At 67.0% G+C, this 12,218-nt stretch carries 16 protein-coding genes and 1 pseudogene; 8 read left to right on the top strand and 9 right to left on the bottom strand.

Features of this window, described 5'->3' with window-relative positions; translation table 11 throughout:
• Positions 1 to 4 precede the first annotated feature (4 nt).
• The gene (locus tag ACQY5A_RS02220) at positions 5 to 898 is read right to left on the bottom strand and encodes a cyclopropane mycolic acid synthase family methyltransferase (protein WP_428338741.1); all 894 of its coding nucleotides are present in this window, start codon (positions 896 to 898) and stop codon (positions 5 to 7) included.
• 122 nt (positions 899 to 1,020) lie between these two features.
• Complete coding sequence (locus ACQY5A_RS02215) at positions 1,021 to 1,212, bottom strand: hypothetical protein (protein WP_428338740.1); 192 nt, start codon at positions 1,210 to 1,212, stop codon at positions 1,021 to 1,023.
• Positions 1,213 to 1,297: 85 nt separating this feature from the next.
• Between ACQY5A_RS02215 and ACQY5A_RS02210 the strand changes: the two genes are divergently transcribed.
• Complete coding sequence (locus ACQY5A_RS02210; protein ID WP_428338738.1) at positions 1,298 to 1,627, top strand: hypothetical protein; 330 nt, start codon at positions 1,298 to 1,300, stop codon at positions 1,625 to 1,627.
• Positions 1,628 to 1,737: 110 nt separating this feature from the next.
• Positions 1,738 to 2,529: a hypothetical protein gene (locus ACQY5A_RS02205; protein ID WP_428338737.1), complete on the top strand. Its 792-nt coding sequence runs from the start codon at positions 1,738 to 1,740 to the stop codon at positions 2,527 to 2,529.
• Between the two features lie 22 nt (positions 2,530 to 2,551).
• Here ACQY5A_RS02205 and ACQY5A_RS02200 read toward each other — a convergent pair whose 3' ends face one another.
• The 3 genes from ACQY5A_RS02200 to ACQY5A_RS02190 all read right to left on the bottom strand — a co-directional run bounded on the left by ACQY5A_RS02200 (position 2,552) and on the right by ACQY5A_RS02190 (position 4,472).
• The gene (locus ACQY5A_RS02200) at positions 2,552 to 3,556 is read right to left on the bottom strand and encodes a zinc-binding dehydrogenase (protein ID WP_428338736.1); all 1,005 of its coding nucleotides are present in this window, start codon (positions 3,554 to 3,556) and stop codon (positions 2,552 to 2,554) included.
• A gap of 2 nt (positions 3,557 to 3,558) precedes the next feature.
• Entirely contained in the window at positions 3,559 to 3,987 is a 429-nt protein-coding gene (locus ACQY5A_RS02195) for a cutinase family protein (RefSeq protein ID WP_428338735.1), read from the bottom strand.
• A gap of 89 nt (positions 3,988 to 4,076) precedes the next feature.
• Positions 4,077 to 4,472 (bottom strand): VOC family protein, encoded by a 396-nt coding sequence (locus ACQY5A_RS02190; protein ID WP_428338734.1) that lies wholly within the window; start codon positions 4,470 to 4,472, stop codon positions 4,077 to 4,079.
• Positions 4,473 to 4,611: 139 nt separating this feature from the next.
• On the opposite strand from ACQY5A_RS02190, the gene ACQY5A_RS02185 reads away from it, so the two are divergent.
• Entirely contained in the window at positions 4,612 to 4,761 is a 150-nt protein-coding gene (locus tag ACQY5A_RS02185) for a hypothetical protein (protein ID WP_428338733.1), read from the top strand.
• Between the two features lie 2 nt (positions 4,762 to 4,763).
• Here the strand turns inward: ACQY5A_RS02185 and ACQY5A_RS02180 are convergent.
• A pseudogene (locus ACQY5A_RS02180) lies at positions 4,764 to 5,162 on the bottom strand (oxygenase MpaB family protein); the annotation flags it as partial.
• Between the two features lie 102 nt (positions 5,163 to 5,264).
• Between ACQY5A_RS02180 and ACQY5A_RS02175 the strand changes: the two are divergent.
• Positions 5,265 to 6,188 (top strand): cobalamin biosynthesis protein, encoded by a 924-nt coding sequence (locus ACQY5A_RS02175; RefSeq protein ID WP_428338831.1) that lies wholly within the window; start codon positions 5,265 to 5,267, stop codon positions 6,186 to 6,188.
• On the opposite strand, the gene ACQY5A_RS02170 is transcribed toward ACQY5A_RS02175, so the two are convergent.
• The 3 genes from ACQY5A_RS02170 to ACQY5A_RS02160 are packed head-to-tail and all read right to left on the bottom strand — an operon-like array spanning position 6,160 to position 8,130.
• Positions 6,160 to 6,984: an SURF1 family cytochrome oxidase biogenesis protein gene (locus tag ACQY5A_RS02170; RefSeq protein ID WP_428338732.1), complete on the bottom strand. Its 825-nt coding sequence runs from the start codon at positions 6,982 to 6,984 to the stop codon at positions 6,160 to 6,162. The two genes, ACQY5A_RS02175 and ACQY5A_RS02170, sit on opposite strands and share 29 nt — an antisense overlap.
• On the bottom strand, positions 6,984 to 7,478 hold the full coding sequence (locus tag ACQY5A_RS02165; RefSeq protein WP_428338731.1) for a low molecular weight protein-tyrosine-phosphatase: 495 nt from the start codon (positions 7,476 to 7,478) through the stop codon (positions 6,984 to 6,986). The genes ACQY5A_RS02170 and ACQY5A_RS02165 overlap by 1 nt, the downstream gene beginning before the upstream one ends.
• Positions 7,471 to 8,130, bottom strand: coding sequence for an HAD-IA family hydrolase (locus ACQY5A_RS02160; RefSeq protein ID WP_428338730.1), 660 nt, complete (start codon positions 8,128 to 8,130; stop codon positions 7,471 to 7,473). Before ACQY5A_RS02160 ends, ACQY5A_RS02165 begins: the two co-directional genes overlap by 8 nt.
• A gap of 84 nt (positions 8,131 to 8,214) precedes the next feature.
• Between ACQY5A_RS02160 and cobC the strand changes: the two genes are divergently transcribed.
• From cobC to ACQY5A_RS02140, 4 genes are read left to right on the top strand one after another with little or no spacing between them, the layout of a single operon-like run.
• Complete coding sequence (cobC, locus tag ACQY5A_RS02155) at positions 8,215 to 9,261, top strand: Rv2231c family pyridoxal phosphate-dependent protein CobC (protein ID WP_428338729.1); 1,047 nt, start codon at positions 8,215 to 8,217, stop codon at positions 9,259 to 9,261.
• Entirely contained in the window at positions 9,258 to 10,397 is a 1,140-nt protein-coding gene (locus ACQY5A_RS02150) for a Nif3-like dinuclear metal center hexameric protein (RefSeq protein ID WP_428338728.1), read from the top strand. The genes cobC and ACQY5A_RS02150 overlap by 4 nt, the downstream gene beginning before the upstream one ends.
• The gene (locus ACQY5A_RS02145) at positions 10,394 to 11,128 is read left to right on the top strand and encodes a zinc ribbon domain-containing protein (protein WP_428338727.1); all 735 of its coding nucleotides are present in this window, start codon (positions 10,394 to 10,396) and stop codon (positions 11,126 to 11,128) included. The genes ACQY5A_RS02150 and ACQY5A_RS02145 overlap by 4 nt, the downstream gene beginning before the upstream one ends.
• Positions 11,125 to 12,204 (top strand): bifunctional RNase H/acid phosphatase, encoded by a 1,080-nt coding sequence (locus ACQY5A_RS02140; protein ID WP_428338830.1) that lies wholly within the window; start codon positions 11,125 to 11,127, stop codon positions 12,202 to 12,204. Before ACQY5A_RS02145 ends, ACQY5A_RS02140 begins: the two co-directional genes overlap by 4 nt.
• Positions 12,205 to 12,218: the final 14 nt, after the last annotated feature.

Below are 12,218 nucleotides of genomic sequence, written 5' to 3'. Positions count from 1 at the left end.
TCGCTCAGCCGTTTTTGATCAAGGTGAACTGGCACACGTCGGTGTAGCCGTCGCGGAACAGGTCGGCGCAGCCCGTGAGGTACTTCATGTAGCGCTGGTAGACCTCTTCGGATTGAACCTCAATGGCCTGCTCCCGGTGGCTCTCCAACGTCGCTGCCCAGATGTCCAGCGTTCGAGCGTAATGCGGCCGCAGCGGCTGGATGCGGGCCACCCGAAAGCCGGCGTTGACCGCGTGCTGCTCGACTTGGGCAACCATGGGCAGGTCCCCGCCGGGAAAGATCTCATCCATGATGAACAAGATGAAGCGCAACAATTTTGCCGGCAGCTGTAGCCCTCGTTTCCGGCACTCCTCGGGGCTGGCTTTGACGATGGTATGCAGCAACATCACGCCATCGGCGGGCAGCGCGGAGTGGGCCATGGTGAAAAAATCCCGGTAGCGCTTCTGGCCGAAGTGCTCGAACGCGCCGATCGACACGATCCGGTCGACCGGTTCGTCGAACTCCTCCCAACCCGCCAAATACACCCGTCGGCTGAGCGTGCCGTCCATCGCGCGGAATAACTTGTCAACGGCGATAGCCTGGTTTTTGCTCAGCGTCAGGCCGACGACGTTGACATCGTATTTCTGGACAGCACGCCGCAGCGTAGCGCCCCAGCCGCACCCTATGTCGAGCAGCGTCATGCCAGGTTGTAGCCCCAATTTGCCCAGCGCCAGGTCGATCTTGGCGATCTGGGCTTGCTCCAGCGTCATGTTGTCGGACTCGAAGTAGGCGCAGCTGTAGGTCTGGGTCGGATCGAGGAAGAGCCGGAAGAACTCATCGGACAGGTCGTAGTGAGCCTGGACATTGTCGAAATCCGGTCTTAGGCCAGTCTTCTCCCGGCCCGCAGGCACCGAGGTCATAGTGCGAGGTTATGCGCCCGCCCGCATCGTCGCAATCGCGGCCGGAGCGCTGGACGAGATACACCTCGCCCATCCCCAAAGCGGGCGCTCACAAGCTTCTGTACCCAGCGAATGTCTGACCTTTAGTAAACGGCGTGCGCGTCCATGGACGCCAGGATCGGACAGGCAATCACTCCGCTGGCTCGTCTGCCCCTGCGGCCGGCCAATTCGTCAGCGGCGCTGCCGAGCGGATGCGTCTCCTCGCCGGTGGCTGCGTCGCGGGCGACAAACGACACCAGTTCCCATCCGCCGAGCACCGCATCACGTAGCGTCACGATTTCCCTACTCGCCGTTGGTGGTGCTGGCCGTCACCCCATCGGGCGACGTGAACTCGAGATGGTCCTCGCGTGACGGTTCAGCGTGCGCCAGGTCGGCATGCTCGGCGCACGCTATGAATCTACGGTGACCAATCACCATGTGAATCTGACCCCGCAGGAAAATTCGTTGATCGACGAGAGTGACAACGAGGCTCTCGAGCGAATGGACGAAAAGCAGCTCAAGGATTTGCAGCACCGGCTGAGGACCGCGCGCGAGAAGAACTTCAGCCTGCTGAGGCGCCTCGGCGCGGCCCGCGTCGAGGCCGAAGGTGCTCGCGGCGCCGCCCAGCCGGCCAACGAACGACGCAGTGAAAAGGTAAAGGTGTTCGACGAGGCGCTAGCCCGGGTGGCTCAGCACCTCGATGCCGTCTAGGGGTGTCGCATAGACGGGATCGTCGCGTTCGCCGGTGCCGGCTGACCAGCACGACCTAGAGTCGAACGACGGATGATTGCGTCGCCGTCGAACCGCGTGAGGAGCCGATCGTGAGTTCGTGGCTGGTGAACAACATCCCTTCCGGGGCACTGGCCGTCGGCCTCATCGTGGTCATCGCGGGCGGAGCGGCGTCGATTCAGCGGTACGTGCGTCGGCGCTTCCCGCTTCTCAAAGGTGACGCGCACAACGACGGAACCAAGTTCACCTATGGCTTTATCGGGTTCTTTTACGCGTTCTTCATCGGATTCGTCGTCAACTCGCTGTGGGGCCAGAACAACGCCGCCGATGGCTATGCACGCGCCGAAGGCGCCGCAGCGGTGCAAATGGCAAGCGATGCAGCGGTTTTCGAGGCACCAGAGCGAGACCGGATTCGGCAGAGTCTGCTGACATACGAACAGGCCGCCATTGCCGAGTGGTCACACGCTGAGAACGGTCGTTCAGCAGATGCCGACGCCGCCCTGGACCGCCTGTACAAGGTCTACGACGGGACAGCCGCGAAGACCGGTGCGCAGAAGACTCTGCTCTCGATGTCCTTTTCCAACCTCGACAAGATCAGCCAGGCGCGCACCGTGCGCCTGATGACCGCCCGCGAAGACGCCGGACTGCCGTGGTCACTCTGGGCGGTCATCTTCCTGACAAGCACCATGGTGCTCGGCATCGTGATCATCTACGGCGTCGAAAATCCCATCCTGCACTACCCGATGGTGGCGATCGTGGCCGTCATCGTCGCCACCAATCTCTGCCTCATCCTGCAACTGGCACACCCCTACGCCGGCGAGGTGGCGACCACCTCGGACCCGCTGCAGCAAGCAGTCGCTGTGCTGTCCCACCCTGTTCCCTGAGCACTGGCACTCGGGGACGGGTTCAGGGCACCAACACGACCTTGCCGACGTTTTCTCGCGCCGCCAGGATCCGGTGTGCCTCAGGGGCATCGGCGAACGGCACGGCGGCGTGCACGACCGGAGACGCGGTGCCGTCGGCCAGCGCCGCCGACAATGGTCCGATCCAGGGCTGCAGGGTGCCGCGGTCATCCCACAGCCGCAGCATGTTGATGCCGACGACGGTCTTGGAGTCGCTGATCTGGGAGATCAGACTGAGCCCGCGCAGCATCGCCAGCGCGTGCGGCGCGGCGCGCAGAAGCGACCGCTTCTCGCCCTGCTGCAGCGCCGAAAGGCCGTATGCGACAAGGCGTCCACCCGGACGCAGCAGAGCGAACGACCGCTTCAACGACGTGCCGCCGAGCCCGTCGAGCACCATGTCGTAGGTGCCCAAGCCTTTCCACCAACCGTCGCGGCGATAGTCGATGGCCTTGTCGATCCCAAGCGCCGCGAGCTGCGTGTGTTTGCCGGGCGACGCGGTGCCGTGCACGGTCGCACCCGCCGCCTTGGCGAGCTGTATCGCGGCGATGCCCACACCGCCGGCTGCAGCGTGCACCAGCACCTGCTCGCCAGCCCGCAGCGAGCCGTAACCCAGCAGCGCCGCCCACGCCGTCGCGTAGTTGACCGGGACCGCAGCGCCCTGCTCGAAGCTCATCGAGTCCGGCAGCGGGACAGTGTCACTGGCTCCCGCGTTGACGATCTCGGCGTAGCCGCCGAATCGCGTTCCAGCTAGCACGCGCTGGCCCACCCGCGCGGGATCGACGCCGTCGCCGACCGCCTCGATTGTCCCGGCCACCTCGTAGCCGACGACGCTGGGAACTTTGGGTGCGTCCGGGTACAGCCCGACCCTGGCGAGGTGGTCGGCGAAGTTAACGCCCGCCGCGCGCACTGAAACGCGCACCTGTCCGGCCGCGGGAGGCGGCGGATCGGGTCGGTCCTGCACCTGCAGGACCGACGGGGGGCCGTGCTTGGTGATGACGACCGCGCGCACGGCTACACCCGACTTGCGGCGAAAGTCGCGGCTTGGGCCGGCATTTCGGAGTTCGGATAGGAAAGGTGCGCCGGAGACGACAGTTCGTCGTGCGTCGGGACCGTGAACAGCGCGCCCGGAGTGCAGATCGGGTCGGAGGGGATATTGGGACAGCTGGTGGCCACCGTTTCGACGTGGGCGTTCGCATCGACAGCACCGGCGTTCGCCGACGGGACCAGATCGTCCGAGGCGTCGTAGTTGACCGGGTACACCGCGATGGACCGGTCGCCGGTGTGCGAGCGCAGCGAATCGACGAATGGCTCGCCGACCGTGCCGATTCCGGGCGGCTCGGAAGTGCCCCGAGCGAACGTCACCTCGACGTCAGGGCAGGAATCGGCGGAGGCGGTGCCGAGGTTGATCGGCGGGACCAGCATCGCCGACCAGGTGGTCATCCTCACGGATCCCAGGCAACAGGCGATGTTGCGCGCGCTCATTCGCTCATGCTGACATATCGGCAATCCGGACGGGGCGCTCTTGCCCGTCAGCGCGGAGGTGCGAAGAACTCCAAGGCGATGCCGTCCGGATCGCGGAAGCTCAGCCCGGAGCCGTAGGCCGCGTCGATGATTCCGCCGTGCTGGATGCGGAGCTCGCCGAGTCGCTGCACCCAGGTCTCGAGCTCGGCCCGGTTGGCGCAGCCGAAACCGACATGGTCCAGGCCCACCCGGAACTCGCTGAAGCGCTCGTCGGGAGCCGGGTGTTCGTGTTTGTGAATTCCGAACAGGGTGCCGCCGTCGAGCGTCCACACCAGGTGCCGAAACCCAGCGGCGGTGTGTTCGTCGACCACCGGGTCGGTGTCGAAAAGGCGGCGATACCAGGGGCCGCTGACGGCCATATCGCGGACGGTGAGTGCGACGTGGTTGAGTGCCGGAAAAGCCATGTCTGTCGTTCCTTTCTGGCGGGCCCGCGCCGCGCCTACCGTCGGCGGGGCGATCCAAGTGTGACGTACGTCGCATTTTGCGCGTGAGGGTGGCGAGCGCCACATTTACTTCGTCTGCCTAATTAGTCATGCTTGCTACATGACCTCCCAGCTGACTCCCGACCGCACCGAATCCGACGTTCTGCCCAAGGACTTCGACGCCGTCACCGGACCGATCTGGTTGCAGCCGTGGTTCTGGCTGGCCATCGTCGGCGTTGTCGGCATGGTCGTGCTCACCATCCTCATCTAGGCCTACACGACCCGCCAGCCTCGGCGGGCGCGGAAGCGCATGTCCCACAGGTAGAGCCGGCACCCGATGATCCACGCTTGGTGTGGAATCAGTCGATCGGCCAACCGCAAGCCGGTCAGCAACCACTCGAATCGCCGCTGCTGGGATTCTGACCACCCCAACCGCATCAAGGTGCGGAACTCCGGGGGCAGAAAACCCGTCGTCGCGAACAGATTGAACGGTCCGGCGATTGCGCGCAGTGGCCACGGCAGAAACGCCATGGCCGCCACGCCGCGCAGATGCTCGCGGACCGGGGGATCGATTCGCAGTTCCTCCAGCGTTCGCTTCCAGTAGTCGTCAAACGCCACCCGGTCCAGCGGCCCCATCGCTTCGCGCACCTGCAGGGTGGTGCCCATGGCGCGCCGCTTCACCGGGGACGGCCCTGGTCGCCAGGCTGCATCAGCCGAGTAGACCAGGTATGAGACGCTGCCGGAGTGTTTGGCACCTCGCGGCGTACCCGGGCGATGGGTGTGTTGGTGGGATACCTGGCCGATCTCGTGCTGGCCGACCCGCGGACGGGGCATCCGGTGGCGGGATTCGGCGCAGCCGCAGCGTCGCTGGAGCGATGCAGCTATCGCGACACCCGGGCCGCGGGTGCGGTTCATGTCGTCGTCCTGGTCGGCGCGGCGAGCGTGATCGGTGCTGCGCTGCTCCGGCAGGCCCGCCGGTTTGGTGCGTGTGGGTCGGTCGTGGCGACGGCTCTGGCGACTTGGGTCGCGCTGGGGGGAACATCGCTGGCGCGCGTCGGATCGGAGATGGGCGAGCTGCTGGGCCGCGATGATCTCGAGGGTGCCCGCCGGCTGCTGCCGTCATTGTGCGGACGTGATCCGGCGACGCTGGATGCTTCGGGTTTGACCCGGGCGACGGTGGAATCGCTGGCCGAGAACACTTCTGACGCGCAGGTGGCACCGCTGCTATGGGCGGCCGCGGGCGGTGCGCCCGCCGTGCTTGCGTATCGCGCCATCAACACCCTGGACTCGATGATCGGCCACCGCTCCCCGCGCTATGCCCGATTCGGTTGGGCTGCAGCCCGATTGGACGATGTGGCGAATTATTTCGCCGCGCGACTGACGGCAATGCTGACCGTGGTGTGTGCCCCGGTGGTCGGCGGCTCGCCGTGGAGGGCGGTGGCCGCATGGCGTCGCGATGCCGGGCAACACCCCAGCCCCAATGCCGGGGTGGTCGAAGCGACATTCGCCGGCGCACTGGGTCTGCGACTCGGCGGCCCCACCCAATATCACTACGAGTTGCAGATCCGACCGGCTCTCGGCGAAGGTCTACCGCCGACGGTGGCCGACATCCGCCGCGCCGTCCGCCTTTCCCGGGCGGTGCAGACGGCCACGGTGGTGGTTGCCGGTCTCAGCGTCGCCGGCCGTAGCGGTTGGTGAGCTTGTCTTCGACGGTCGTGGGCACCGGCTTGCCCGCGGGTGGCGTTGCCCGCACCTTCTCGGCACGGCGAGCCTGAACCTCGGAATACACGAAGTAGCCCAACAGAATCGGCGCGATGACGCCGAACGTGATCCACTGGATCCCGTAGGACAGGAAGGGGCCTGCGTCCAGGTGCGGCAGCTCGATGACGCCGAGTCCGCCGGGCTGGTTGTCGACCAGCTGCAGGTACGAGCCCGTCAACGGCACGTTGATCAGCGTCGAAATCTGGCTGGTGCTGATCGAATATACCTGTCGCACACCATCACTGACGAAGGATTTCTTGTCCAGCACCGGTCCCTCGGAGTCGCGCAGACGAGCCGTGATGGTCACCGCCCCAAGCGGCGGGGCAGCGACCGGCGGCACCCGCGACCCCGGAAGTGGCCGCACGTAGCCGCGATCGACCAGCACGGTCGGGCCGCCGTCGACGACGAACGGCAGCAGCACCTCCATGGCCTGGTCACCTTCGGCTACCCGGAGCCGGGCCACCACCTGCTTGTCCGGCAGGTAATGCCCGGTCGCGGTCACCCTGCGCCATCGCCCGTCGGGGGCCGACGAGTCCTGCTGCGGCAACAGCATTTTCAGCGGCACCGGCTCGGTCGTCAGCGAGTGCTGAATCTGCGCGTTCTCCCGCGACGTCTTGGTGTTCTTTCCGAGCTGCCACGGCGCGAGCACGCTGAAGCACAGGTAGGTGAACGCGATCACCACCACGGCCAGCGCGATCCAGCCCGGCCGCAGCAGGGAGGCCAGACGGCGCATCAACCGGGCCCGCCCTGGGCGAGCTGCTCGTCGACCCAGCTGTGCAGCCCGGGCAACGACGCCTCGATCGCGGCGAAGGTGATCTCGAAGTCGTGGTTGTCGCCGTAGTACGGGTCGTCCACGTCGAGAACGTAAGCCCCGGAACGGGGGTCGAACGAGCGCAGCATTCGGATTCGGTCGGCGCCGATGCCCAGCTGCTGAAGCAGCGGCACGTGGTTGCGGGCCAGCGCGATCACCAGGTCGGCGTTGATGTGGTCGATGTCGACCTGCGCGGCGCTGTGATCGGTCGGGTAACCGTGTGCGCGCAGCACCCGGTTGGCCCGCTGGTCTGCCGACGCACCGATGTGCCAGCCGGCGGTACCCGCACTGGTCACCCGCACGGCGCCGGCCAGTCCCCGGTCGCTGATCTGCTGCGCGAACATCTTCTCCGCCATCGGCGAACGGCAGATGTTGCCGGTGCAGACGAACGTGATGTGCAGTTTCGAGTCAGACACCCAACGCCCTCCGCAGTTCGTGGATTGTCTCGACATGCCGAACGCCATTCGGCGCAGCGTCATGCGCGAAATCGGCCCGGCCGTATCCCCAGCCGACGACGAGGGCATCGATGCCGTGGGCGGCCGCGCCCTCGACGTCATGGCGGCGGTCGCCGACCATCAGCACCCGCTCGGGCAGCGGCTTCAGTTGCGCCAACGCGTGCGCGAGCACGTCGGCCTTGGTGGCTCGAGTGCCGTCGACGCTGGCGCCGGCGATGACGTCGAAGTACCCGTCGAGGCCGAAATGTTCCAGGATGCGCAGCGCGGTGGGCTCCGCCTTGGAGGTGGCCACCGCCAGACGCACGCCCGCGGCGCGCAGGTCGCTCAGCAACGGCCCGATACCGTCGAACAGCGTGTTGATGGCCCAGCCCCGGGTGGTGTAGTCGGCGCGGTAGGCCGCGATCGCGGCGTCGGCGTGCTCACCCAAGCCCATGGCCGAGAAGGTGTGATGCATCGGCGGCCCGACGATCCTGCTGGCCAGATCGCCATCGGGCACGTCGACGCCGATTTCGCCTAGCGCGTAGCGGAAGCTGGACACGATGCCGTCCGCGGAGTCGGTGAGCGTGCCGTCGAGGTAGAAGATCACCAAATCTGCCACGACGGTGCCTGTCACGGTCCCATTGTCCTCGATGCCGCTGCCCGCCGGCGATCGTGTCCCGATACCGGGCGTCCGAGCGAAGTCGTTACTGTTTCAGATGTGGCGAGTCTGGATTCGAGCGCGTCGATTCCGCTGGCTGCGGCGCGCTATCACGGCGATCAGGCCGCCGAACCCGGGATGCTCGATTTCGCGGTCAACGTCCGCCGGGTGCAGCCTCCTGCCTGGCTGCTGAATCGGCTGGCGGCCCGGCTTCCCGACCTGGGGCGATACCCGAGTGCCCACGATGAGAGCCTGGCGCTCGAGGCCGTCGCCGCCCGGCACGCACGTTCGGTCGATCAGGTCGCGCTGCTCGCCGGCGCCGCCGAGGGATTCGCCTTGCTGGCGAACCTGCGCCCAGCGTTGGCGGCGGTGATCGCGCCGTCGTTCACCGAACCCGATGTCGCACTGCGGTCGGCCGGCGTCGCTGTGCGGCACGTGGTGCTCGATCCGCCATTCGGGCTCGACGGTGCCCAGGTGCCCGACGAGGCCGACCTCGTCGTGGTAGGCAACCCGACCAACCCGACCGCGGTCCTGCACACCCGCGACCAGATCCTGGCGTTGCGGCGGCCCGGCCGCATCGTCGTGGTGGACGAGGCGTTCGCCGACGCTGTCCCCGGCGAGCCGGAATCGTTGGCCCACGTCGCGCTGCCGGACGTCCTGGTGTTGCGCAGTTTGACCAAGACATGGTCGCTGGCCGGGCTTCGGGTGGGTTATGCGCTCGGCGAGCCGGAATTGCTGGCCCGGCTGACCGCCACCCGGCCGCACTGGCCGATGGGCACCTTGCAGCTGATCGCCGTCGCCGCATGCTGTGGCCCCGCCGCGGTCGAGGAAGCCGAGGCCGGCGCCCGGAAGCTGGCGTCAACGCGGGCAGCGATGGTCGCCGCGCTGCGGTCGGTCGGCGTCGAGACCGTGGACGGGGTCGCCCCTTTCGTGCTGGTCACCGTCCGCGATGCCGCATTGATGCGAAAATACCTGCACGGCAACGGAATTACCGTACGACGATGCGACACCTTCGTTGGCTTGGACGGGGAGTATCTGAGGGCCGCGGTGCGACCGGAATGGCCGGTGCTCGTCGAGGCGATCGCTGCCAGCGGGGTGGCGCGATGACGGTTCGGTTGGGCGCGGTGATCGAGGCGTTGGACGCGGCGTACCCGCCGAGGCTCGCGCAGTCCTGGGATTCGGTGGGTCTGGTCTGCGGTGACCCCGACGATGTCCTGAGTTCGGTGACCATCGCGGTCGACGCCACCACGGCGGTGATAGACGCGGTTCCTGACGGCGGCCTGCTGTTGGCACACCACCCACTGCTGTTGCGCGGGGTCGACACGGTCGCCGCCGACACCCCGAAGGGTGCCCTGATCCACCGGCTCATTCGTTCCGGGCGTTCGCTGTTCACCGCGCACACCAACGCCGACTCGGCGTCGCCAGGTGTGTCCGATGCGTTGGCGGATGCGCTGGGGCTGACCGTCGAGGCCGTCCTGGAATCTGCGCCGGCGAACCAGGAGTTGGACAAGTGGGTGATTTTCGTTCCGCCGGAGAATGCGGATGCGTTGCGGGCGGCGATCTTTGCGGCCGGGGCCGGATACATCGGCGATTACTCGCACTGCGGCTGGTCGGTCACGGGTACCGGTCAATTCCTGCCCGAGGACGGCGCGACGCCGGCGATTGGCAGCGTAGGCGCGGTGGAACGCGTGGTCGAGGATCGGATCGAAGTCGTCGCATCCGTCCGGGTGCGGCATCAGGTGCTTGCGGCGATGCATGAGGCGCACCCGTATGAAGAGCCGGCGTTTGACGTCGTAGCGTTGGAGCCGCTGCCCGGTAACGCCGGGCTCGGACGAATCGGTTCGCTGCCGCAGCCAGAACCATTGAGCGCCTTCGTCTCCCGAGTAAAAAGCTCGCTGCCGCAGACCTCGTGGGGGGTGCGTGCCGCGGGCGATTCGGACGCGATCGTGTCGCGGGTCGCGGTGTGCGGCGGCGCGGGCGACTCGCTGCTGAGCGCAGCGGCGGCGGCCGACGTGCAGGCCTACCTGACGGCGGATCTGCGCCACCACCCGGCCGACGAGCACCGCCGCTCTTCTGACGTGGCGCTGATCGACGTCGCGCATTGGGCCAGCGAATTCCCCTGGTGTGAGCAGGCTGCCGGCGTCTTGCGATCGGCATTCGGTGCCGCGCTATCGGTCGACGTGTGCCGGATTCGCACCGATCCCTGGAACATCGACAACCCCTGCGGGGGAGAGGACGCATGAAAGCTGAAGTCGCACAGCAGCGCTCGCTGCTCGAAATCGCGGAGCTCGACGCTGAGCTGTCCAAGATGGATCACCGATCCGGCCGGCTGACCGAGCGTGCCGACATGCAGCGGATCCAGACCGAGCAGGTCGCTGCCGGCGATCGGCTGGGAGCTCTGCAGATTGCGTTGGAAGACTTGGACACTCAGGTGTTGCGTTTTGAGTCGGAAATCGACGGGGTGCGGCAGCGCGAGGATCGGGACCGATCGTTGCTGCAATCGGTCGCGGATTCCAAGCAATTGTCAGAGCTGCAGCACGAGTTGGAGACGCTGCAACGGCGTCAGGCCAGCCTGGAGGATTCGCTGATCGAGGTGATGGAGCACCGCGAGCAGCTGCAGAACCAGCGGGCCGCAGAGCAGGCCGTCATCGAGGGGCTGCAATCCGATCTGGCGGCCGCGCAGCAGGCGCTCGACATCACGCTTGCCGATATCGATCACCACCGACGCGTTCACACGTCGCGCCGCGACGTACTCGCCGCCGAACTGGCTCCAGACCTGTTGGCGCTCTACGAACGACAGCGCTCCGGCGGCGGCCCCGGAGCAGGGCTGATGCAGGGCGGGCGCTGCGGCGCGTGCCGGATAGAGATCGACCGCGGTGAGCTGGCGCGGATCTCCGCGGCCGCAGATGACGAGGTGCTGCGGTGCCCCGAATGCAGTGCAATCCTGCTGCGGCTCAAGGGCGTCAGCCGGTGAAAGTCGTCGTCGAGGCCGACGGGGGCTCGCGCGGCAACCCGGGCCCGGCCGGCTACGGGTCGGTGGTGTGGAGCGCCGACCGGTCGATAGTGCTGGCCGAGAGCAAGCGGGCAATCGGTCAGGCTACCAACAACGTCGCCGAATACAAGGGCCTGATAGCGGGTTTGGAGGAAGCAGCGAAGCTGCACGCCAGCGAAGTTGCGGTGTCGATGGATTCCAAGCTGGTCGTCGAACAGATGTCCGGACGCTGGAAGGTCAAGCATCCTGAGCTTGCCGAGTTGCATGCTCAAGCCCGCACGCTGGCGTCGCGATTCGATCGAGTCAGCTACACCTGGATCCCGCGGGCCGAGAACTCCCACGCCGACCGGCTGGCCAACGAGGCGATGGACGCCGCGGCCGAAGCGCCCGCGACACCGGTCGTCAGCGAGACACCGTCGGCGCCGGGGTGGACCGGCGCGCGGGGTGCCGCCACCCGGCTGCTGTTGCTGCGGCACGGCCAGACCGAATTGTCGGTGCAGCGGCGCTATTCGGGCCGCGGCAATCCGCCACTGACCGCGCTCGGCCGGCAGCAGGCCGACGCGGCCGCCAGTTATCTGGGGGCGCGCGGCGGAGTCGCGGCGGTGATCAGTTCGCCGTTGCAGCGCTGTCACGACACCGCGGCGGCGGCAGCCAAACGGCTGGGCCTGGACGTCGCGGTCGACGACGATCTGATCGAGACGGATTTCGGCGCGTGGGATGGGCTGACGTTCTCCGAGGCCGCCGACCGTGATCCCGAACTGCATCGACAATGGTTGCGCGACACCAGCACCGAGCCCCCCGGCGGGGAGAGCTTCGACCAGGTCAACCAGCGGGTCTCGCGGGCGCGGGACCGCATCATCGCCGAGCACGGCGGCAGCACGGTATTGGTGGTGTCGCATGTGACCCCGATCAAGATGCTGCTGCGGGAGGCCCTCGACGCCGGACCGGGCATCCTTTACCGGTTGCACCTGGATCTGGCGTCGTTGAGCATCGCGGAGTTCTATCCCGACGGCGCCTCGTCGGTCCGGTTGGTCAATCAGACCGGATATCTGGGTTAGAGATCGCCGGCATC

Origin of the sequence: Mycobacterium sp. (assembly GCF_965277065.1) — a bacterium.
GTDB lineage: Bacteria > Actinomycetota > Actinomycetes > Mycobacteriales > Mycobacteriaceae > Mycobacterium.
The sequence above is the reverse complement of the archived record's forward strand: the minus strand, read 5'-3'. Positions and strand labels throughout refer to the sequence as shown.

Bases quoted from the DNA above. Each gene is read 5' to 3' on its own strand.
- ACQY5A_RS02220 (WP_428338741.1), bottom strand. From the start codon at position 898: ATGACCTCGGTGCCTGCGGGCCGGGAGAAGACTGGCCTAAGACCGGAT.
- ACQY5A_RS02170 (WP_428338732.1), bottom strand. From the start codon at position 6,984: ATGCGCCGTCTGGCCTCCCTGCTGCGGCCGGGCTGGATCGCGCTGGCC.
- ACQY5A_RS02185 (WP_428338733.1), top strand. From the start codon at position 4,612: ATGACCTCCCAGCTGACTCCCGACCGCACCGAATCCGACGTTCTGCCC.
- ACQY5A_RS02190 (WP_428338734.1), bottom strand. From the start codon at position 4,472: ATGGCTTTTCCGGCACTCAACCACGTCGCACTCACCGTCCGCGATATG.
- ACQY5A_RS02195 (WP_428338735.1), bottom strand. From the start codon at position 3,987: ATGACCACCTGGTCGGCGATGCTGGTCCCGCCGATCAACCTCGGCACC.
- ACQY5A_RS02145 (WP_428338727.1), top strand. From the start codon at position 10,394: ATGAAAGCTGAAGTCGCACAGCAGCGCTCGCTGCTCGAAATCGCGGAG.
- ACQY5A_RS02175 (WP_428338831.1), top strand. From the start codon at position 5,265: ATGGGTGTGTTGGTGGGATACCTGGCCGATCTCGTGCTGGCCGACCCG.
- ACQY5A_RS02150 (WP_428338728.1), top strand. From the start codon at position 9,258: ATGACGGTTCGGTTGGGCGCGGTGATCGAGGCGTTGGACGCGGCGTAC.